The organism is Collinsella sp. TM06-3 (assembly GCF_003436395.1).
GTDB lineage: Bacteria > Actinomycetota > Coriobacteriia > Coriobacteriales > Coriobacteriaceae > Collinsella.
The window spans coordinates 1-20635 of record NZ_QSPG01000019.1; the positions used below are offsets into that span (position 1 = coordinate 1).

General features: G+C 58.5%; 18 protein-coding genes and 4 tRNA genes. 2 read left to right on the forward strand and 20 right to left on the reverse strand.

The annotated features are described in order from the left end of the window. Positions 1–269: 269 nt before the first annotated feature. The 10 genes from htpG to DXD56_RS07690 all read right to left on the reverse strand — a co-directional run bounded on the left by htpG (position 270) and on the right by DXD56_RS07690 (position 10455). Positions 270–2294 (reverse strand): molecular chaperone HtpG, encoded by a 2025-nt coding sequence (gene htpG, locus DXD56_RS07645; RefSeq protein WP_117640787.1) that lies wholly within the window; start codon positions 2292–2294, stop codon positions 270–272. A gap of 202 nt (positions 2295–2496) precedes the next feature. Beyond that, positions 2497–2997, reverse strand: a complete 501-nt coding sequence (locus DXD56_RS07650) for a GNAT family N-acetyltransferase (RefSeq protein WP_117563685.1) — start codon at positions 2995–2997, stop codon at positions 2497–2499. Between the two features lie 38 nt (positions 2998–3035). Further along, the gene (locus tag DXD56_RS07655; protein WP_022094060.1) at positions 3036–3686 is read right to left on the reverse strand and encodes a tyrosine-protein phosphatase; all 651 of its coding nucleotides are present in this window, start codon (positions 3684–3686) and stop codon (positions 3036–3038) included. 17 nt (positions 3687–3703) lie between these two features. Continuing rightward, positions 3704–4441 (reverse strand): CpsD/CapB family tyrosine-protein kinase, encoded by a 738-nt coding sequence (locus DXD56_RS07660; protein WP_117583801.1) that lies wholly within the window; start codon positions 4439–4441, stop codon positions 3704–3706. 2 nt (positions 4442–4443) lie between these two features. Next, entirely contained in the window at positions 4444–5100 is a 657-nt protein-coding gene (locus tag DXD56_RS07665; protein ID WP_055250503.1) for a YveK family protein, read from the reverse strand. A gap of 195 nt (positions 5101–5295) precedes the next feature. Further along, the gene (locus DXD56_RS07670; protein WP_117563687.1) at positions 5296–6720 is read right to left on the reverse strand and encodes a cell wall metabolism sensor histidine kinase WalK; all 1425 of its coding nucleotides are present in this window, start codon (positions 6718–6720) and stop codon (positions 5296–5298) included. 3 nt (positions 6721–6723) lie between these two features. After that, a complete protein-coding gene (locus DXD56_RS07675) occupies positions 6724–7452 on the reverse strand; it encodes a response regulator transcription factor (RefSeq protein ID WP_055250507.1) in 729 nt (242 codons plus the stop codon). A gap of 64 nt (positions 7453–7516) precedes the next feature. Further along, on the reverse strand, positions 7517–8392 hold the full coding sequence (gene pstB, locus DXD56_RS07680; protein ID WP_199407866.1) for a phosphate ABC transporter ATP-binding protein PstB: 876 nt from the start codon (positions 8390–8392) through the stop codon (positions 7517–7519). A gap of 103 nt (positions 8393–8495) precedes the next feature. After that, a complete protein-coding gene (locus tag DXD56_RS07685) occupies positions 8496–9734 on the reverse strand; it encodes a sensor histidine kinase KdpD (protein WP_117583802.1) in 1239 nt (412 codons plus the stop codon). A 25-nt stretch (positions 9735–9759) separates the two neighbouring features. Beyond that, positions 9760–10455, reverse strand: a complete 696-nt coding sequence (locus tag DXD56_RS07690; RefSeq protein WP_117583803.1) for a response regulator transcription factor — start codon at positions 10453–10455, stop codon at positions 9760–9762. A gap of 197 nt (positions 10456–10652) precedes the next feature. On the opposite strand from DXD56_RS07690, the gene DXD56_RS07695 reads away from it, so the two are divergent. Continuing rightward, positions 10653–11993, forward strand: a complete 1341-nt coding sequence (locus DXD56_RS07695; RefSeq protein WP_158549379.1) for a D-alanyl-D-alanine carboxypeptidase family protein — start codon at positions 10653–10655, stop codon at positions 11991–11993. 131 nt (positions 11994–12124) lie between these two features. On the opposite strand, the gene DXD56_RS07700 is transcribed toward DXD56_RS07695, so the two are convergent. The 7 genes from DXD56_RS07700 to serS form a co-directional block, all read right to left on the reverse strand. Next, positions 12125–12215, reverse strand: a tRNA-Ser gene (locus tag DXD56_RS07700). A gap of 94 nt (positions 12216–12309) precedes the next feature. Then, on the reverse strand, positions 12310–14751 hold the full coding sequence (locus DXD56_RS07705; RefSeq protein WP_117640788.1) for a lipopolysaccharide assembly protein LapB: 2442 nt from the start codon (positions 14749–14751) through the stop codon (positions 12310–12312). A gap of 352 nt (positions 14752–15103) precedes the next feature. After that, positions 15104–15180: transfer RNA gene (locus DXD56_RS07710), tRNA-Arg, on the reverse strand. A gap of 157 nt (positions 15181–15337) precedes the next feature. Then, a tRNA-Arg gene (locus DXD56_RS07715) sits at positions 15338–15414 on the reverse strand. Positions 15415–15769: 355 nt separating this feature from the next. After that, positions 15770–15846 (reverse strand) — tRNA-Arg (locus tag DXD56_RS07720). A gap of 76 nt (positions 15847–15922) precedes the next feature. Continuing rightward, a complete protein-coding gene (locus DXD56_RS07725; RefSeq protein ID WP_117583806.1) occupies positions 15923–16300 on the reverse strand; it encodes a hypothetical protein in 378 nt (125 codons plus the stop codon). Positions 16301–16471: 171 nt separating this feature from the next. Next, positions 16472–17755, reverse strand: coding sequence for a serine--tRNA ligase (serS, locus tag DXD56_RS07730; protein ID WP_117563693.1), 1284 nt, complete (start codon positions 17753–17755; stop codon positions 16472–16474). 111 nt (positions 17756–17866) lie between these two features. Here serS and DXD56_RS10105 point away from each other — a divergent pair, with 111 nt between their 5' ends. Further along, positions 17867–18040 (forward strand): DUF6724 family protein, encoded by a 174-nt coding sequence (locus tag DXD56_RS10105; RefSeq protein ID WP_168170424.1) that lies wholly within the window; start codon positions 17867–17869, stop codon positions 18038–18040. Between the two features lie 158 nt (positions 18041–18198). On the opposite strand, the gene proC is transcribed toward DXD56_RS10105, so the two are convergent. The 3 genes from proC to DXD56_RS07745 all read right to left on the reverse strand — a co-directional run bounded on the left by proC (position 18199) and on the right by DXD56_RS07745 (position 20458). After that, positions 18199–18969: a pyrroline-5-carboxylate reductase gene (proC, locus tag DXD56_RS07735; protein WP_117637378.1), complete on the reverse strand. Its 771-nt coding sequence runs from the start codon at positions 18967–18969 to the stop codon at positions 18199–18201. Positions 18970–19042: 73 nt separating this feature from the next. Beyond that, positions 19043–19513 carry a 23S rRNA (pseudouridine(1915)-N(3))-methyltransferase RlmH gene (gene rlmH, locus DXD56_RS07740; protein ID WP_117637379.1) on the reverse strand — a complete coding sequence of 157 codons (471 nt, stop codon included), beginning with the start codon at positions 19511–19513 and terminating at the stop codon, positions 19043–19045. 6 nt (positions 19514–19519) lie between these two features. Then, complete coding sequence (locus DXD56_RS07745) at positions 19520–20458, reverse strand: SPFH domain-containing protein (protein WP_055250521.1); 939 nt, start codon at positions 20456–20458, stop codon at positions 19520–19522. Positions 20459–20635 lie beyond the last annotated feature (177 nt).

The window sequence follows — 20635 nt, forward strand, 5'->3', positions numbered from 1 at the left end:
GGGCTGACAATTTCGACTGTAATGGACGTTCTTAAACGACTAGTCAAACAAGAACGTCCCCGATGACTACTTAGGGCCACGAAAGCGTCGCCGGTTGAGCATAAGTCAGCGAAAACGCCCCTAAGCGAGCAAGGTGACGTGAAAGAGGAGGGAAGCGTACTTCGGTACGCGATCGACGATTGAACGTCAGATTGCCGCTTAGGGGCGTTTGCAGCGTCGACCGGTCTGCCGTTCGTTAGAACGGCGGAACCAAAGGCGTAACTACTTAACTACATCAGCTCGCAGACAGCCGCCGCGAAGGCAACGGGGTCCTCGGGGAGGATACCCTCGACCAGCAGGGCCTGATCGTAGAGCAGGCCGGAGTACTGCTTGATCTTGTCGGCGTCACCTGCCTTCTGGGCAGCGACAAGCTTGTCAAAGACCGGGTGCTTGGCGTTGAGCTCGAGCACGCGCTGGCTCTTGGGCATGCCGTCGGGCGCGCCCTCGGGTCCCTTCTGGAGCACCTTCTCCATCTCGAGCGAAAGCGGACCCTCGGTGGTGATGCAAGCGGGGGCATCGGTCAGGCGCGCGGAGACGGCAACTTTCTCGACCTTGTCACCGAGCGCCTCCCTCATAGCGCTAAAGAGGTCCTCGTTTTCCTTGGTGGCGTCCTCGGCCTCCTTCTTCTCGTCCTCGGTCGCCAGATCAAGATCGCCAGTCGCGACGTTCTTGAGCTCCAGGTGACGATCCTCGACCTCGGGCTCGGCACCGTCGGCAACGGCCTTCTCGGCAGCCTCGCGGGCGGCGTCGTCCTCGTAGATCTTAGGCATATCGGCGGCAACGTACTCACGCATAGCCTGGAACGTGAACTCATCCACATCCTGCGTCAGCAACAGCACGTCATAGCCGCGGTCGAGCACACCCTTTACCACGGGCATCTTGGCCAAGCGCTCACGCGAGTCGCCGGCGGCGTAGTAGATGGCCTTCTGATCCCCGGGCATGCCCTTGGCATACTCGGCCAGGGTAATCATCTTCTGCTCCTTGGCAGACCAGAACAGTAGCAGGTCGGCGAGCTCATCGGCCTTCATGCCATAGCTCGAGTAGATGCCGTACTTAAGACCGCGGCCAAAGTTCTCAAAGAACTTCTCGTAGGCCTCGCGGTCGTTGTCGCGCATATCCTCAAGATCGGCGGTAATCTTCTTCTCCACGCGCTTGGCGATGGCCTTGAGCTGACGGTTCTGCTGCAGCGTCTCACGCGAGATGTTGAGCGACACGTCGGCAGAATCCACGACGCCGCGGACAAAGTTGTAGTAGTCGGGCAGCAGGTCGTCGCACTTCTCCATAATCAGCACGTTGGAGCTGTAGAGCGCCAGGCCCTTCTCGTAGTCCTTGCTGTACAGATCGAACGGGGCGCGGCCCGGCACAAACAGCAGCGCATCGTACTCAAGCGTACCCTCGGCATGGAAGCTGATAGTGCGCGCGGGATCGTCAAAGTCGTGGAACGTGGACTTGTAGAACTCGTTGTAATCCTTCTGCTCAACGTCGGAGCTGCGCTTTTTCCAAATCGGCGTCATGGAGTTGATGGTCTCGAGCTCCTGATAGTCCTCGTACTCGGGCTTGTAGTCGTCGCCGGCGTCCTCGGGCTTGGGTTTCTGGCGGCTCTTGCTCACCATCATCTGAATCGGGTAGCGCACATAGTTGCTGTACTGCTGAATCAGGCTCTTGAGGCCCCACTCGGTCAGGAAGCGATCGTAGGTCTCGGCCTCGCCGTCGGCGTCGAGCTTCTCGTTCTCGCGCAGCGTCAGGATGACATCGGTACCGTGCTCAGCACGCTCGCCATCCTCGATGGTGTAGCCCTCAAGACCGTCGGACTCCCAAACGTGGGCGGTGTCCTCGCCATAAGCGCGGCTGACGACCTTCACGTGGCTGGCGACCATAAAGGCGGAGTAGAAGCCCACGCCAAACTGGCCGATGATGTCGACATCGGAGCCCTGTTGCTCGGCGTTCTCGGTCTTAAACTCCTCGGAGCCGGAATGGGCGATGGTGCCCAGATTGCGCTCGAGCTCCTCGGCGGTCATGCCAATGCCGTTATCCGAGATGGTAATGGTGCGGGCGTCTTTATCAAAAGAGACGCGAATAGCCAGGTCGCCCTGGTCGAGCTTGACACTCGGGTCCTGCAGGCTCATAAAGTTGAGCTTGTCGACGGCGTCACTCGCATTAGAGATAAGCTCGCGCAGGAAGATTTCCTTATTGGTGTAGATGGAGTTGATCATGAGGTCGAGCAGTTTTTTGCTCTCGGTCTTAAATTGACGCATGTGCAGTCCTTTCGCGCTACCCCCGTCCGCAAAAACGGCCCGGTTGCCCGAGCCGCATCGCAGACCTGCTATGTCCAGACTTAGATTTTATAACCCATTAGCGCGCATATATACATACGGAATCGAAAAACTGTATGTCCAAACGCTCTGATACGCCAATTGCCAAGGAGTGTCCCCGACTGCCGGCAGGAAAGGAACGTCCCTATCTGCCATCTACGCGCTTGGCCATCCAAGCATGGGGCTGGCCCTCGTCTTCGTAGTCCACCGGGGCAATCTGCGTGTAGCCCGCCTTGGCATAGAGCGGCAGCACGTATTCCTGCGCATGCAGCTTAATGAGCTTGGCGCCGGCATCACGCGCGCACGTATCACTGGCCTCGACAATCTTGCTCGCCAGACCGCGACGGCGCATGCTCGGCAGCACAGCCACGCGCCCCATAATGTAGGTCTCCCCCGCCGCGACGCCTTCGTCCAAGTCGCACGCCGGCGACACCGGAGCCCCTGCGTCAGCCGCGCGCTCAAGCTCTTCGGGAAACACGCGCGAGCAACCGGCAAGCTCGCCGTCTACATAGAGCGTCACATGAATGCAGTTCGGATCCTCGTCGATAGCGTCGAACTCATTCTCGTAGCCCTGCTCGTCCATAAAAACGACGCGGCGCACCAACGCCGCGTCATCAAAGCATCCCGTCTTAAGTTGGATATCCATGCTGCCCTTTCATTCAATGCGAACGTTAGGGACAGATTTTAGCGAAAATGAGCTCCGCGCACGCTAAACTTCGCGCGAGCCTTCGCCAGGCAATCGTAATGACCCACGTTATGGGCATCGCTCGCGATGAAGCTGTACAGGTTCTGATCGAACAGGCGCTGTGCCGGCTTTTTCTCGCGACCAAAGCGACCGCCGGCAATAAAGTCCGCCGAAGCTTGCAGCTTGCAGCCCATATCGACCAGGCGCTCCGCCACGCTTACATCCTTTTGAACCGCACGATAGCGCTCAGGATGAGCGATGATCACCTGGTAGCCACGGCACTGCAAATCGTAAATCGTGTTCTCGTACTCTCTAAACGCATACGCATCGGCATGCGTCGAAAGCTCGAGCAGAAACTCGTTGGTCCCATCGAAATGCAGGTGCTCCGCGGCATCGATACCAAGCTCAACGAGCTTTCGATGGTTGACCTCGAAGCCCATCTGGAGCGGAAAACCGTCAGCGTTATCACGCAGCAGCTCAAAGGCATCCCACATCTTGTCGTAATCAAAATAGGGATCACGGCAGTGAGGAGTGCAAACGATTCTGGTTACACCGGCCCGCTTGGCAGCCTCGAGCATCGCCAAGCTCTCATCGAGATCGGCGGCGCCGTCGTCTACACCCGGCAAGATATGGCAATGAATGTCACGCATAGGTCAGCCTTAATCAACTAAACGTTTGCTCGGTTGGTGAAGATGCCCTTTTTGGAAGTCCCCTGATTGTCGGAGCCCTTCTTAACCTTCTTACCGTCCTTGGTGTAGTAAGAATAGTAGTACTCGCTGGTCTCGGTCTCACAGTAATTCATGACGGTACCGATGAGCTTGACCTTCTCGGACTTCTTAAGCTGACCGATGGCGTTGAGCGCCTCTTCGCGCTTGGTAAAGTTCTCGCGCACCACGAACAGCGCGCCGTCGGTCAGGCTGGCAATCTCGGCAGCATCGATGAAGGTGCCGACCGGGGGAGCATCGAAGATGACGTACTGGAACTTGGCGGACAGTGCCTTTACCAGCTTGGCAAAGCGATGGGAGACGATGATGTCGGCAGGATTGGGAATGTGCGGCTCGGCATCGAGGAAGTAGAAGTTCTTCTGACCCGTCTCGACAATCGCCTGGTCGATAGAAACCTGCTCGGACAGGACTGCATAGAGTCCGCCGCGGGAGCGGACGCCGAGCATATCGGCAAGGGACCTGCGACGCATATCAGCCTCGACCAGCAGGACACTCTTGCCGCTCGTGGCGATTGCCTGAGCAAGGTTAATGGAAACCGTAGACTTGCCCTCGTTGGGAATCGAGGAGGTAACGGTGATGGTGCGAATGGGGTCATCCACGCTCGCAAAGCGGATGTTGGCCAGAAGGGTCTTGGCGGCATTCTGCACAACGAGCTTATCGGTGTTCTTTGCCTTAGCCATGCCTATTTACCACCTTTCATAGCCGGAATTCGGCCAACAACGGGAATACCCAGGAGCTCTTCTGCCTCTTCGGCACCGCGGATGCGGGTATTGAGCATGTCTGCCAAAACGACATAGGCAACTGCGATAAAGATACCGGCGAGGAACGCGACGGCAATATACAGCGTGCGCTTGGGGCCGCTGGGGGCTTCGGGGGTCTTAGCCTCGTCGATAACGTTGATGCTCTGGGCAGCGCCGACGTTCTGAGCGACCGTACTCACCGAGCTGGCAATGGCCTTTGCGACCTCAGCCGTCTCCTTGGCATCGGTGCCGGTAACCGAAAGCGTAATGACACGCGTGGTGGTCTCGGAGGAAACAGACACCTTGTAGTCATCCAGATCGGTAAGGCCCAGTTCTTTGGCGGCGCCGCTCTTAACGCTATCGCTATCCAGCAGCGTGGCGATATCGTTGGAAAGCATCTGGCTCGCCGAGAGATCGTTGTAGCTCATCTGACCGCTATCGTCGGTCTTGGCGAGAATGTACATGCTCGTCGTCGCGGTATAGGTGTTGTCCATCGCAACGAAGGACACGATGCCCATGGCGATCGCGCAGACCACCGGAAGGGTGATGACCAGCTTGAGGTGCTTCTTCAGCAGCTGGAACAGTTCGAGAAGGGTCATGCAGCTTGCCTTTCATTTCCCCAGTTCGGATTGACAAAACTGTCCGTATGTTATCGCATCTTTTTACCGAGACCAAACTCTATACATAAGAAACAGGCTCTCCTGTAAAAATGTCGGAAGCAATCGTAAAATTGCGCAACAACGCCGCACCCGAAAGTCAAATGCGGCGTCTACATCAATATCTATGTTGTATCGCTATGCGAATGGCTCGTCCTGCTGTATGGGAAACGTCACCGTAATGGTGGTTCCCACGCCCAACTCACTCGACAGATCGAGCGTGGCGTGATGATACAGGGCCGCATGCTTGACAATGGCAAGCCCCAGGCCGGTTCCGCCGCGTGCCTTGGACCTACTCTTGTCCACGCGATAGAACCGCTCAAATACCTTGCCCTGTTCTTCAGGCGCGATACCGATTCCCGTGTCGGCGACAGCGAGGAACGGATGGTCTTCGTCGTTGGTGCCGCACTGCAACGTAACCGTACCGCCGGGTCGATTGTAGCGGATGGCGTTGCTTGCCAGATTATAGATGAGCTCGTCGATCAAGCGCGACACGCCTTCGATGACCACAGGCTTGGTCTCATGACTTATCGTCACATTCGCTTGACGGGCGACCTGTTCAAGACGCTGCTCAACCGCGTAGATCGCACGCGAGAGCTCAATAGGCTCCGTGGAACCAATGGGCACTGTCTCGCCTTCAGTCGCACGTTCGGCCTCGTCCAAGTTAGACAGCGTAAGGATGTCGTTGACAAGCGCTGCCAAGCGGCCCGCCTCACGATAGATGCGACCGCCAAAGTTGCGCAGGTCGTCCTCGCCCTCGACCATGCCATTTGCGATGAGCTCGGCATAGCCCGAAATCGCCGTAAGCGGCGTCTTGAGCTCATGGGTGATATTCGCCGTGAACTCGCGGCGCATACGGTCGTTGTCCGCTAGCACCGCCATTTGGCGCTTGAGTTCCTGGCGCTGCGACTCGATGCGCTCAAGCATGGGAACCATCTCGGCATAGGCGTGCTCATAGCTACGGCGTGGGTGATCCAAATCCACCTCTTGTAACGGCGCGATGATGGCACGGGACTCACGGCGCGCCATAAAAAACGAGAGTACTGCACCCGCTGCTGCGATAAGCAGCATCGGCGCCAGCATCGACAGCAAAATCGCCGCAACGCCAGGCTGGGCCTGCGCCAAGCGAACGACCTGGCCGTTATCAAGGGTGACGGCGCGATACAGCATAATCTCGTCGAGCGTAGAGCTTGCGCGCTCCGCGGAACCCAAACCACTCTCAAAGGCCTCGATGACCTCGGGGCGATCACCATGGTTGGGCAGTGCGGAAGGCGACGCCTCGTTGTCGTAGGCAACCGATCCATCCTTGTTAATCAGCGTGATGCGTAAGTCCTCGCGATCGAGGCTACGCAAGAACGGGATGGGCTCCTGCTGCTCGTCGAGGGCGGCAGCAATGAGCTCGGTTTCCTGCGCCAGATTGGCACTCGTGGCATCCGCCAAGGTGTTTTGCACAAAGAACGCACCCAGCACCGTAAACGCCACGATAACCGCCATGGCGCAAACAAAGATCGTCACAAAAACGCGGTGCGACAACGTTTGTTTTCCCTGGGGGGCGAAGACCACGGGTTACTCCTCCGATGCAGTGGACGCGGTGTCGTCACCTTCGGCACCATCACCGGCCGAAGGCTCGGCCAGACGATAGCCCACGCCGCGCACGGTCTCTATGGCGCTCGCATGCTCGCCGAGCTTTTGGCGGAGCGTCTGCACATGTACGTCGACGGTGCGCGAACCGCCGTCGAAGTCCCAGCCCCATACGCTCTGCAGCAGCGACTCGCGGGTAAAGACCACGCCAGGTTTGCGCATGAGGTACTCGAGCAGGTCGAATTCGCGCAGCGTGAGCTTGAGCGGTTCACCGGCAACAGTCACTTCGCGGTGGCTGGGCGAAAGTACGATATCGCCCACGCTGAGCACATCGCTCGCCTGCTTGACCATGCCGCCGCGACGCAGCAGTGCGCGGCAACGGCTCGCAAGCTCCATGAGCGAAAACGGCTTAGTCAGGTAATCGTCGGCACCGCCATCGAGCGCCATCACCTTGTCGAGTTCGGTGTCCTTGGCGGTAAGCATCATGATGGGCACCGTCGCCGTCAGGCGATCGGCACGCAGGCGACGCATAATCGCCAAGCCATCGGTGTCGGGCAGCATGATATCGAGCAGCACAGCATCGGGCACCCGTCGCGCCACGGCAGCTTTAAACTCGCCATCGCACGAAAAGCCCTCGGCCTCGATTCCCTGCTTGCGCAGCGCGTAGACTGTCAAATCCCTGATGTTGTCATCGTCCTCGACGTAATAGATCATGTTGAACCCCTTTGCGGCCGATATGACCGCATCTTAACCCTAAAGGCACCTGCAAAAGACAGCGTCAGCCAAAACGCCCCGTCAAATAATCCGCGGTGCGCGGATCGGACGGATTCTTGAAGAGTTGCGCGGTGGGCGCGTGCTCCACCAGCTCACCCAGCAAAAAGAACGCAACCGAATCGGAAATACGCGCGGCCTGCTGCATGTTGTGCGTCACGACCACCAGCGTGCAGGTCTCCTTGAGCTCGCAGGCCAGCTGCTCCACCACCAACGTCGACACAGGGTCGAGTGCCGAGGTCGGCTCGTCCATCAGCAGAATGTCGGGCTGCACGGCAAGTGCGCGGGCGATGCACAGGCGCTGCTGCTGTCCACCCGAAAGACCCAGGCCCGACTCCATGAGCTTGTCCTTGACCTCATCCCATAGCGCAGCGCGACGAAGGGAGTCCTCGACCAGCTCATCGAGCATGACGCGGTCGCGCACACCCATACCGCGCGGACCGTAGGCGACGTTGTCGTAGATGCTCATGGGAAACGGGTTGGGGCGCTGGAACACCATGCCCACGCGCTGGCGCAAACGGCAGATGTCGTAATCGCCCAGGATATCTTGACCATCGAGCGCGATCTTGCCCTCGATGCGGCAATCCTTGATGCCGTCGTTCATGCGGTTAAAGCAGCGCAGCAACGTGGACTTTCCGCAGCCCGAAGGCCCGATGAACGAGGTGATCTGCTTGTCGCGGATCTTGATATTCACGTCCTTGAGCGCATGGTGGTCGCCATAGAACAGGTCGAGGCCCTCGACATCGATGCGCGTCGGCGAGGCGGCAAGATCCTCTGCCGTGGGGCGAGTCGCATCCCCAACCTCGCGCTCATGCGCGGCCTCGGCCTGCGCTTCCATGAGTTCTTCAAGCTCCGTGGGCTCCACAGCCGCAGCAGCCTTCATACCGCACACCTCCATATCGATATCAATTCAGCAGTATCGATAGTAGGAATCGCGGCTCATACGCACGTGAGCACATTGTCAAGTGTTTGTAAGGGCACGCTAGCTATGCGGCGGGCAGCCCGATGGTGAATATCGTGTGTTCGGGCGTCGATTCACATGCAACGGTACCGCCGTGTGCCGCGATGATCTCCTTGGCAATAGCAAGGCCCAAACCGGCACCACCGCGATTGGTCGCACGCGCCGCATCCAGGCGATAGAACTTCTCAAAGATCACCTTGAGCTTAGCCGCAGGGATAGGATCGCCCTGATTGATAAAGCGCACGCGCACGCCGCCATCGTCTTGGCGCCTGGCCTCAATCGTGATAGTCGAACCCTCATAGCTATAGGCGACGGCGTTTTTCATGATGTTGTTGAACACGCGGGCCATCTTGTCGCCATCCACGAGCACCGTCAGGTCCTCGCGAATATCAACTTGGGCTTCCTTATGCTGCTCGTTGAGGATGGGATAGAACTCGTCAGCCACCTGAGCCAGCAGCAACCCCAGATCAACATAGCCGCGCGTGAGCACGATATCGTGGAAGTCAAAGCGCGTGATATCGAAGAACTCTTCGATGAGCGCATCGAGCCGGTGCGCCTTGTCGAGCGCCACGCCCGTAAAACGCGTGCGCTGCTCAAGCGGCAAATCGGGGGCCTCCTGCAAGAGCGAAAGGTAGCCCACCACGCTGGCGAGCGGCGTGCGCAGGTCGTGCGCCAGGTACGTCACCAGGTCATCTTTGCGGTGGGATTCGTCACGCAGGGCTTGTTGAACCCTACGCTCGCAATCGCGCGCCCGGTTGAGCGCGCCCTCGACCTCGAGGAAGTCGCCGTCAATGTTGTCCCATGTGTCGGGGTTATCGATCAGACGGTCCTGAATGCGGGCGGCAATCACGCGGTCGGCGTGCAGCTCGCCCTGCTCGTAACCCTGGTAGTACAGGGCGCGTCCGCAGAAGAACAGGACGCACACGGCAAGCGCCAGCACAAATCCAAGCATGTTGAACACAAAGCCGGCGTCAAAGAATACGGGCTCGCCAATACCGCCAAGCGCCATGGACCCGATCGCCAACGTAATTGTCCACGCGGCGCCGCCGATCACCACACAGCGGCGAACGATTTCGAATCGATCAATCAGCAAAAAGCCAATGAGTAGAACTGCCAGGATGCCAACGATATTGTCAATGCCGATGAGCAGCAGACTCAGCAAAAAGAGCAGCACCGTCGCTAACGCACGGTTGTCAACGACCGCCCTTACGTATTCAAAGAGTCGATCGGGTACCTCGAATGCCCGCCTATCGTCTTTTGTCATATCTACTCCCCCACCATCAAAGGCGTTATTCGATTATGTAGCCGACGCCCCAGACGTTTTTGATAAAGCGCGGCTTCTGGGCATCGTCGCCGATCTTTTCGCGCAGATGGCGAATGTGCACCATAACCGTATTGTTGGAGCCGGGCATAAAGTCCTCGTTCCACACCGCGCGGAACAGGTCCTCCACGGGCACCACGCTACCACGATGCTCGACCAGATACAGCAAGATGGAATACTCGATGGGCGTAAGGCGCACCGGCGCACCGTCCACCGTCACAGAGCGGGCGTCGCGGTTGATCTCGAGGCCGTCGAGCTGGATGATCGGCGACTCGGCCGCCTGTGCGCGGCTGCCGTAGCTGGTATAACGACGAAGCTGAGCATGAACGCGTGCAATGAGCTCCAGCGGACGGAACGGCTTGACCACATAATCGTCTGCGCCAAGCGAAAGGCCCTCGATCTTGTCTTGCTGGGCATCGCGCGCCGTCAGCATGATCACGGGATAGGTATGGCTGGAACGGATCGTACGCAACAGCTCAAAGCCATCGATATCGGGCAGCATGACATCCAGCAGCGCCAGATCGAACTCTTGCTCCAAGATTGCCTTGGCAGCATCGGCCCCGCTATAGGCGACCTGTACGTCAAAGCCTTCTTTTGTAAGGTAGATGCCAACTAGGTCGGCGATGGCCTTCTCGTCATCAACTACCAAAATGTGCTCGTTCATGCGTGCTCCTCTCGCGCTCCATTATGCCCGAGGGGGCGCATGCCACACACAACAAGCGTGGGTGATTAAGTCGGCCTTAAGCACCCTTGTGCCCGTTCGGGCGCGGATGTGGGCCACGCACGCACGCGATGATTGCCGACACCGGCAAACGATATACTCTAGTTCCAGAAGAGACCATCCCGTCGAAAGCGAAATCTGTGAAGTCCCTCACCTCTTTTGCAAAGCGCTCAGCCCAGCTTGCCGCCGGCTTTGTCTGCGCTATCGCCCTTGCCGCTGGCGTGCCCACCGTCGCCGGCGCCCAAGTGCTCACGACCGACAATGTCTGCGGCAAAACCGCCGATGCGCGCGGCATCACGGCCGATAATCTGCCCGATATCGATGCGACCAATGCGCTCGTCATGGGCAAAGACGGCACCGTCTACTACGGGCGCGGCGCCGATGAGCAGGTCAAAATCGCCTCGATCACCAAGGTCATGACCGCAATCCTAACCGTCGAGAATTGCAAGATGGACGAGAAGGTCACGGTGAGCAACGCCGCAGCCACCGTGGGTAATTCGACCGCCGGCTTGCTCGAAGGTGACGAGCTTACCGTGGAGCAGGCACTGCGCGGCCTGATGATTCCCTCGGGCAACGACGCCGCCATCGTGCTCGCCGAATATGTGGGCAAGAAGATCGACCCTAAGACCAAAGACGCCGAGGCAACCTTTGTGAAGGCCATGAACGAGCGCGCTAAGAAGCTCGGCTGCACCGGTACGCTTTTTGAAAACCCGCATGGTCTGGACTTTGATGAGTGGGCTGGCGATATGCACTCAACCGCACACGACGTAGCGCTGATGATGCAGGAGGCCATGAAAAACGACACGATCCGCGAGGTCGTAGCGAGCGAGGATTCCTGGATCGAGGTCACGGGCGCCGACGGCACCGACCATTCGCATTCCATGGACACGCATAACTATTTGCTGGGCCAAGATGGCAACATCGGTGGCAAGACCGGCACCACCGACGACGCGGGCTATTGCTTTACGAGCGCCTACAACCGCGACGGCGACGAGATCTACACCGTCGTTTTGAACTCCACCACCACCGACCAGCGCTTTACCGATACCGCAACCCTTGCCAATTGGTACTACGGTCACAAGGTGACGGTCGCAATCGCCAACACACAGGAAAAGACCGCCAACGGCAACCCGCTTATGGCGCGCATTGGCCAAACCGACTGGACGGATAAGACGATCGACGCCACACTCGCCGATCCTACGGCGCAAGCGACCGTGTTTTCCCTTGCCGGCGAGGTGACCGAAAAGGTTAGCTACGACGATCTTTCGGGCACGGTGCATGTGGGCGACAAGGTGGGCAGCGTCACGCTCAAGCAGGACGGCACCAAGATCGCCGTCATGGACCTAGTTGCCGACGAGGAAGGCGCAGGGCCGAATCCCATTGAATGGCTACTCGTGAAGCTCGATCGCTTGGGCCGTCGCATCGACAACCGCCCACTCACGGCAGAAAGCGAGACCGTCGCCAAGGCGCCCGAGGTGTAGGGCGCAAGAATAATAAGTCCACTGAAAGGAGGCGTCCGAAAGGATGCCTCTTTTTTTGAGGGTTCGAATCCCCAGCCTCCTTTCTCCGCACAAAAAAGGGCCCCAAATGGGACCCTTCTTTCAAGTCATACTGGCGGAGAGCTGGGGATTCGAACCCCAGATGCCCTTTTGGGGCATACTCGCTTAGCAGGCGAGCACCTTCGGCCTCTCGGTCAGCTCTCCGTAACAGCCGTTCTATAGTAACCAAACAGTCGAAGTTGGGCAAGAGGGAATTTTCTAATTGCCCGGCGGCCTTTCCTCCTTGCAGTTTTCGCCCCTACCCCAGCGAGCGGTTGAGGGAGCCGAGCTCGTCGTTGCCCATGGTACGCCACATTTGGAAGATGCAACCGCGCGCCAGGAAAAAGAAGCCGTTATCGACCAGCTGCACGGCGGCATCCGCAAGCTGGTTGGCCACCGCGGGCACGGGCGGCAATTCGAGTCCAGCCCTGCGGATGGTCTCGACCGCTTCCTCGAACGTCGGAGGCTCGCTGACACCCATCTCGTTCATAAGGCCCTGCATTTCTTCCAGCGCGCTGCTGCCCGACTCCTCGCCGCGCGGCACCAGACGGTAACAAGCCAGCGCCAGGTCGAGCTGATCGCAATTCCAATAGGCAAACGCCAAGCGATAGAACAGGTAGCCGATTGCAGAACGATCGCTGGCAATACGTAGGCCGTGGCGCGCCACCTCGATAATCTCGTCAAAGCGCTCCAGACGCGCGAGCACGTTGATGAGCGCAAAGTGCGACTGCATGGACGAGCGCGCCAGATCGTAAAGATGGCGCACCTCGGGCAGTGCTCGTTCAAAGTCCTCTTGCTCGGCGTAAAAACTGCAGATCTCGTGCTGGGCAAAGTACAGCGCATCGGGCGCACGAAGGATTCGCACAGAGCGGTCTTCTTCCAACACCGGTAGCACCATGCGCACCAGCTGGTTATCGCAAAACTGCGTTTGAACCGGACCTGTCGCCAAAAGCTCGGCGACGGCGCACTTAGCCTCCAACTCCTCGACAAGACGGGAAAAGCCTTCAAAAGCACCTGTACGGTCGACTTTTGCCTGCTCGCGCAATTCAACAACACGGGCCACGTATGGGTCGTCGTCCTCTTCCATGACCTCCAACTCGTCAGCCGTATCGGCAAGCAGCAGATCGCGCAGCGCCGGCGGCAGCGTGCGATGGTCATCACGCGGACGAGCATGAACCTCCGCAGGCTCAATCGTCTCCGGAGCGGTTGACTCATACGCCTCAAGTACACGCTTGCACGGCATATCGTCCATGTCCATGCTCTCAAGATCCTTGACGACAGGCACGCAATCGGCCAGATAGGCCGCGCGCCCAAAGAAATACGTTGCGACAACGCGCTCGCCCTGCTCACTGCCGGGAGCAGCAATCTGCACATAGCAGCGCGTGATGCAGGTGCCCGCGGCAAAACACGCTGCTGCAAGCGTGAGTGCCACGCGCGCATCGTGCTCCGCGGCCCAGATCGCACGCGCGTCCTCGTCCAACTCGCGCCAGGCGTCATCTTGAGCGTCGTATTCACGTTGCGGCATGGCATCAACGACAGACTGCCCAAACCGAACGAGCATGATCCCCTCGGCAACGTTTGCCCGATAGGTATAGTCGAGCCGCGTGACCACGTTAAGTGCCTCGACAATACGCGCGAAGCGGGTACGCACATCCCACTCACCGCCCGGCTGGCAAGCCACCGTACCCGGTTTGCCCCACGGGTTATCGCTCGAGGCCGTATCGAGCAGTCGGGGAACATCGTTGGTCGTCTTGGCGATATGCCACGCATCAAAGAGCGCGCAGCCCTCAAGGCTCGGCGAGGATGCCGCAGGGACCAATCCGGCCCCGATGTGCTCAAGGATGCCGGAGAGACGGTTAAGACGGCACTCGATGGCAAGCAGCATGTCAATCTCGTCCTGGTCCAGCAGGCTGCGATCAAAATTGAGATAGAAAAGCTTTGAGCGATCGATGCGAGCCAGGCTCATCTCGGACTTAGCGGCGATGGTGCGCAAGCGGGGCAAGTCAATTTCACTCATAAGGGCGGCGGCATAGCGCTCGATACCGCTCGGATTCTCGGCATGGTCAACGCGGTAGAGCAGCGTCTCGATAGCGTCAGGGAGCGGTGCCGTGTTAAAGCCCAAAAACACCTCGACCGGCTCGGGCAACTTTACGAGCTTGATCTTGTCGACAACGTTTTGCATACCCTCGTCGAGTCCGTCGGCGTCCGCCGTGCTCGCAATGGTATTTTCGGAGTCAGCGAATATCACGTAGCGCAGGAACATCGATGCCATGAACTCACCGTAAGGAAGGGAGCGGGTCGAATTCCATGTCTCGTGATCGGACTGTTCGCGCATGGGGCCTTCGGGAGAGCCGACGGTTCGCGCGCACGCGCGCATCGTGCCGTTTGCTCCCCTCACCATAATCTCACCAATACCGGAGTCCGACTCGTCAAGGACCAGTTCCATGTCGGGATCGTTGGGCAGCGGAGCCTCGCTAACGGGGCGGTCCACCTTGTACACCTCACCCGAAACGCTTACGTAGCCCAAAAGCGACACATGGCTTTTGCCAACGAATTCGACGACATAACAAGATTCATGCTGATCCTCGCCAAAGAGTTTCCAGACCACGCCATATGAGCGTCCCGCAGGCTGCTCGGACATCGCCGGAAAGCGCTTCTTGGGATCGAGAAACCTGAGCTTGTATGTCGGACGCTCTGCCACGAAATATCACCCTGATCGGTCGCTTGAGAAGGAGCGGTCGCGAATAAGTCGCGACATCTACTCGGAATCTTACACGAGTCGACAGGAAATCGTCCCTTTGGACGAAAGCACTCAAGCTGGCGTAAAAGAAAAGCCCCCGTTGCCGGGAGCTTTAATCTCAAATGGTGCGGCGTATAGGATTCCGCGCATCCGCTGCGCGGATCCGCACCGGCTTCGCCCGCCTGCCGGCGTGCTCGCCCGCGGGCTAAAAACGCTCCGCGTTTTCTTTACGCCCGCGCCTCGACCGAGGTTCGAATCAATGCGGTGTTTACGTAAAAGAAAAGCCACCGTTGCCGGGAGCTTTAATCTCAAATGGTGCGGCGTATAGGATTCGAACCTATGACGTTCTGATTCGTAGTCAGACCCTCTATCCAGCTGAGGTAACGCCGCAACTTGTTGATTATTATGCACAGGGACTGAATAATGGTCAAGCATTTTTTCAAAAAAAGTTATCGAATTTGATTTTTAATCATTTGGAGGGCTTGGCGCGATCTTCGACGCATCGCGATATAAGAAAAGCCCCGTCGCCGGGAGCTTTAAAGTCAATTGGTGCGGCGTATAGGATTCGAACCTATGACGTTCTGATTCGTAGTCAGACCCTCTATCCAGCTGAGGTAACGCCGCAACGCACGGATTATTATGCACGCGAGCCCCCGATGGGTCAAGCGACAATTAGAAAAAATTTTACGGAGTGATAATTAAGTTGTTCGTGCCTCGACCGAGGTTCGAATCCATGCGGTGTTGCCATAAAAGAAAAGCCCCCGTTGCCGGAGGCTTTAAAGTTCAGTTGGTGCGGCGTATAGGATTCCGCGCATCCGCTCCGCGGATCCGCGCCGGCTTCGCCCGCCTGCCGGCGTGCTCGCCCGCTCGCTACGGACGCTCCGCGTCCGCTTCACGCTCGCGCCTCGACCGAGGTTCGAATCCATGCGGTGGCGGCATAAAAGAAAAGCCCCCGTTGCCGGAGGCTTTCAATTTCAATTGGTGCGGCGTATAGGATTCGAACCTATGACGTTCTGATTCGTAGTCAGACCCTCTATCCAGCTGAGGTAACGCCGCAGCGCAAAACATATAAAACCACTTTAGCTTATTGGAGTCAAGCACAATCTCAAACTTTTTTTGGAACGCAGTTTTGTCATGCTGCTCCGCATATACCGTCGTTCCCCGTACGATCGATTGGCTTTTCGATCACGTCAAACTTAGCATCAAGTTCCCTGAGGAGCGATCTCACCCGCTGGGCACAATCATAATCGGCAAACGAGATACTCAACATGCGAGCAACCTGGTTAGATGTCCGGACCCCATAGAAATGCTCCAGGGCCACAAGCCCCTCGTGCGCCACAAACGTCTCAACCACATGCGGCGACTCCTCGTAGCACCATTGGGTCAACGGACCCTCGCTCGTCTGTCGAACCACCAGGCCACCCATGCCAGACGGCTCACACGTCACAAGCAGGTACTCCCCGCCCTCGTCGCTCTCAAACAAAACCACCCGATCATCAAACAGCTCCATCGCGTCCCCTTTCTCTCGCTCTTATTTAGCAAAAGCATAGCAGGTAGATGGCTGTATACAGAACAGTTGTTCGTGTGTTTTCTATTGAGCTGTCCGCACAGCATGGTATGGCCGCACACAAAAAGGGCACCCCAAAAAGGAGTGCCCTAGCAAATCGCTTATGCAGCCAATCTACGCGACCGGCTCGATCTTCTCGAGGCCGCCCATGTAGGGACGCAGAACCTCGGGGATCGTGATGGTGCCGTCAGCGTTCTGGTAGTTCTCCAGAATGGCTGCCATGGTACGGCCAGCCGGCAGACCGGAACCGTTGAGGGTGTGCAGATAGCGCGAACCCTTGAAGTTCTCGGGGTCGCGATACTTGATGTTGGCGCGACGGGCCTGGAAGTCACCGCAGTTGGAGCAGGAGCTGATCTCCTTGTAGGCGTTGTAGCTCGGCAGCCAGACCTCGACGTCGTAGGTCTGACGGGCAGAGAAGCCCAGGTCGCCGGTGCACAGGCTAATCACGCGATACGGAAGACCCAGCTGCTGCAGCAGGAACTCGGCCTCGGCGGTCATGCTCTCGAGCTCCTTGTCGGACTCCTCCGGCTTGGCAAACTTGACCATCTCGACCTTGTCGAACTCGTGCTGGCGAATGATGCCGCGGGTATCGCGACCAGCGGAGCCGGCCTCCTCGCGGAAGCAGGGGGTGAAGGCGGTGTAGCGGCGCGGCAGGGTATCGGCGTCGAGGACCTCACCGGCGTGCAGGTTGGTGAGCACGACCTCGGCGGTGGGGATCAGGAAGTTGTCGCCCGAGACGTGATAGGCGTCGTCCTCGAACTTGGGCAGCTGGCCCGTGCCGAACATGGTCTGACGCTTGACGACGATGGGCGGCCACCACTCCTTAAAACCACGGCTGGTGTGCGTATCGAGGAAGAAGTTGATGAGGGCGCGCTCAAGACGGGCGCCGGCGCCACCGAGAACGGTGAAGCGGCTGCCGGAGAGCTTGTTGCCGCGCTCGAAGTCAAGGATATCGAGGTCGGTGCCCAGATCCCAGTGCGGCTTAAAGTCGAAGTCGAACTCGCGCGGGGTGCCCCAACGACGGCGTTCGATGTTCTCGTCCTCGTCCTTGCCGTACGGCGTGGCCTCGCAAGGAATGTTGGGCAGGTGAGCCATGAAGTCGTACTGCTCCTGCTCGAGGGCGGTGCGGCGCTCGGCCAGACCGTCAATTTTCTCGTTGACGGCGCGCACGGCCTCTTTGGCGGCCTCAGCCTCGTCCTTCTTGCCCTCCTTCATCAGGGCGCCGATCTTCTTGGACTCGGCATTGCGCGTGGCTTGAAGTTCCTCGACCTCGGTGATGACGGCACGACGCTCGTCGTCGAGCTCAAAGAACTTCTCGCGATCCCAAGACGTCTGGCGGTTAGCCATGGCGACATCGATGGCATCGGGGTTCTCGCGAACAAACTTGATATCAAGCATTAGATCCTCCGGCGATATACATTCCATTTAGGTTGCAACCTTGTACATGTATGGGCAAGTATATACTTATGAGCGTTTACGACCCAACTCAACTACGCAAGAAGGCACCCAATGGACGCAGTTTTTTCCTTTTTGTTTGGCACCCGCACCGGTTTTGCCATCCTTTTCGCCGGCGGCATCCTGCTGTTTGCGATTATTGCCTTTGTAATGGAGAAGCGCACCCATAAGATGTATGTCGACCGCGGCCCCAAGTCCGAGGACGAAGAAGACAGCTTCTGGGACTAACCTGCCAAAAAGGGACAGGTTTATTTTGGTCGGTTTTATCTGGGCAAACGCAAGTGCCCCGCAACTGGAATTGAGCCAGTTGCGGGGCACTTTTCGCTAAAAGGACAAAACCGCAGGAAAAACCTGCCAACATAAACCTGTCCCGTTTTTGGTCGGTTTTACTGGAGGGTTGCGTCGATTGCCTTGACCAGGGCGCTGCGCATGCCGGCGTCCTCGAGCGCAACGACGCCCTTGATGGTGGCACCACCGGGCGAGCATACGGCATCCTTCATCGCCGCAGGATGCTGGCCAGTTGCAAGCTGCAGCTTTGCCGTACCCAGCACCATCTGGCTCACAATGCGATAAGCATCCGCACGCGGGATACCGTGCTTGACCGCCGCATCGCCCAGGGCCTCGATTGCCATGGCGACAAACGCCGGAGCGCAACCACCCACCGTGCCGCCCACAAACAGCAGGCTTGTGTCGAGCTCGACGACAGCGCCAAGCTTACCGAGCAGGTCGAGCACCACAGCACGCTGCTCGTCGTTAAGCGTCGAAGCCTTCTCGCAGGCGATGACGCCCTCGCCCACCGAAACCGGCGTGTTGGGCACCGTCGAGATATGCGCGACGCCCGGCAGGACCTGCTCCCACTTGGCACTGTCCCAGGTCCAGGCAACCGACAGAACGACCTTTTTGGCAAAAGCATCCTTGAGCGGGGCGAATACCTTCTCGATCATGTACGGTTTGACCGCAGCGACCACGATATCGGATGCGGCGACAACCTCGGCGGCATCGTGGCAGGCGACCATGCCGCGCGCCTCGCAGCGCTCAACCAGTGCGTCGTAGCGACCCGCGCAGGCGCACATGTCGCTCGCAGCTACACCGGCAGCGATCCAGCCATCGGCCATAGCGCTCGCCATATTGCCAAAACCGACAAATCCAATCTTCATATCGCATAGTCCTTTCAGACACATTCCTCAAAACGAAAGGTATTGTCCCACGCCATTGTTTCGTATTGCCGACCTATTTGTGATACGGCTCGCCACGACTGATCTTACAGGCACGGTAAATCTGCTCTAGCAGCACCACACGCGCCAGGTTATGCGGCAAGGTAATGCGTCCAAAGCTGAGCATCTCGTCGGCTCGTGCGCGCACGTCATCGCTCACGCCGTCCGAACCGCCGATTACAAAGGCAATGTCGCTGCCGCCTCGCAGCATAAGATCGTCGAGCCTCGCCGAAAACTCCTCGCTCGAGCGCTCCTTGCCCTCGATAGCCAGCAGGATCACATGCGCTCGAGATGGCAAGGCGGCAAGAATCGCCGCCCCCTCCTTGTCGCGCGCGGCATCCACGCCGCCCGCCTTAGCCGGGTCGATATCGGCCACCTCGCGGATATCCACCTTGGCATAGGCACCTAGGCGCTTGGTGTACTCAGCGCACGCGTCCTTCCAAAAGCGCTCTTTGAGCTTGCCAACGCAAACGACGGTGTATTTCACGCGCGTCTACTCCTTCGAATCGTTTTGAACTTTGCCGGCGGCCAGCATCTGCTCGAACATCGAGGCCGACTGCGAAAAGTCGCTCGGCAGCACGACCGTCGAGGTTTTACCCGTGCGAGCGAACTCCGTCATCATCTCGGACCACTGCGTAAACATGAACAGTTGGTTGGCCTCGTCATTGCCGACACCCGTCTCCTGGATGATCTCGAGCGAATCTTTGATACCCAGCGCGATGGCCTTGCGCTGGTTGGCGATGCCCTCGCCCGCCTTTTCCATAGCCTCGGCCTCGGCGGTCGCCTCGGTGACGCGCTTGATGCGGTCGGCCTCGGCGAGCTCCTGCGCGGCAGCGCGCTTGCGCTGGGCAGCGTTGATGTCGTTCATGGAGTTCTCAACCTCGGTCGGCAGTGCGATTTTGGTGATGAGCGTCGACACGAGGGTGAAGCCGTAGGCGGCCATCTGCTCGGAAACGGTAGCGTTGACATCCTTGGCGATGTCATCCTTCTTGGCAAAGACCTCATCGAGTGTGTAGACGGGGATGGAGGAGCGCAGGGCGTCGGTGATGAAGTCGCGCATCTGGTCGACGGGCTCCTGCAGCATGTAGTAGCTCTTGTAGATGCCCGAATCTGCCGGGCCGGCGCCCATGTCGTAGCTCACGTGGTACTGAGCGGAGACCTCAAGACCGATGGTCACGTTGTCCTGGGTCTTAACGTCGATGCCAAAACCGTTTTTCATGGTGCGCAGGCTCACCGTGGCGGCCTTGCGGTCGATCACGGGCACCTTCACGTGGAAGCCCGCGTTGACGATACGGTTGAACTTACCCAAGCGCTCGATGATTACGGCGTGCTGCTGTTCAACGACATAACAGGCGTTGGGGAGCAGCAGCAACAGGATGATGATGGGAATCAAAAGGCTGGTAAGGGCGGCGATGATACCGGAAAACAGCATGGTCTCTCCTCTGATAGGCACACGTTGGTACTAGGATACCCGTCCAAGGAGATCGTGCATAACAAAAAGAGCTCCCATTGCTGGGAGCTCTTTCAATCCATGGTGCGGGCGAAAGGACGTCCGCGTATCCGCTTCGCGGATCCGCACCGGCTTCGCCCGCCTGCCGGCGGACTCGCC

Excerpts from the sequence above, each read along its gene's own strand:
- DXD56_RS07650 (WP_117563685.1), bottom strand. The coding sequence starts at position 2,997 with ATGGATATCCAACTTAAGACGGGATGCTTTGATGACGCGGCGTTGGTG.
- pstB (WP_199407866.1), bottom strand. The coding sequence starts at position 8,392 with ATGAAGGCTGCTGCGGCTGTGGAGCCCACGGAGCTTGAAGAACTCATG.
- DXD56_RS07685 (WP_117583802.1), bottom strand. The coding sequence starts at position 9,734 with ATGACAAAAGACGATAGGCGGGCATTCGAGGTACCCGATCGACTCTTT.
- proC (WP_117637378.1), bottom strand. The coding sequence starts at position 18,969 with ATGAAGATTGGATTTGTCGGTTTTGGCAATATGGCGAGCGCTATGGCC.
- htpG (WP_117640787.1), bottom strand. The coding sequence starts at position 2,294 with ATGCGTCAATTTAAGACCGAGAGCAAAAAACTGCTCGACCTCATGATC.
- DXD56_RS07690 (WP_117583803.1), bottom strand. The coding sequence starts at position 10,455 with ATGAACGAGCACATTTTGGTAGTTGATGACGAGAAGGCCATCGCCGAC.
- DXD56_RS07675 (WP_055250507.1), bottom strand. The coding sequence starts at position 7,452 with ATGATCTATTACGTCGAGGACGATGACAACATCAGGGATTTGACAGTC.
- DXD56_RS07725 (WP_117583806.1), bottom strand. The coding sequence starts at position 16,300 with ATGGAGCTGTTTGATGATCGGGTGGTTTTGTTTGAGAGCGACGAGGGC.
- DXD56_RS07655 (WP_022094060.1), bottom strand. The coding sequence starts at position 3,686 with ATGCGTGACATTCATTGCCATATCTTGCCGGGTGTAGACGACGGCGCC.
- serS (WP_117563693.1), bottom strand. The coding sequence starts at position 17,755 with ATGCTTGATATCAAGTTTGTTCGCGAGAACCCCGATGCCATCGATGTC.
- DXD56_RS07665 (WP_055250503.1), bottom strand. The coding sequence starts at position 5,100 with ATGACCCTTCTCGAACTGTTCCAGCTGCTGAAGAAGCACCTCAAGCTG.
- DXD56_RS07660 (WP_117583801.1), bottom strand. The coding sequence starts at position 4,441 with ATGGCTAAGGCAAAGAACACCGATAAGCTCGTTGTGCAGAATGCCGCC.
- DXD56_RS10105 (WP_168170424.1), top strand. The coding sequence starts at position 17,867 with ATGGACGCAGTTTTTTCCTTTTTGTTTGGCACCCGCACCGGTTTTGCC.
- DXD56_RS07745 (WP_055250521.1), bottom strand. The coding sequence starts at position 20,458 with ATGCTGTTTTCCGGTATCATCGCCGCCCTTACCAGCCTTTTGATTCCC.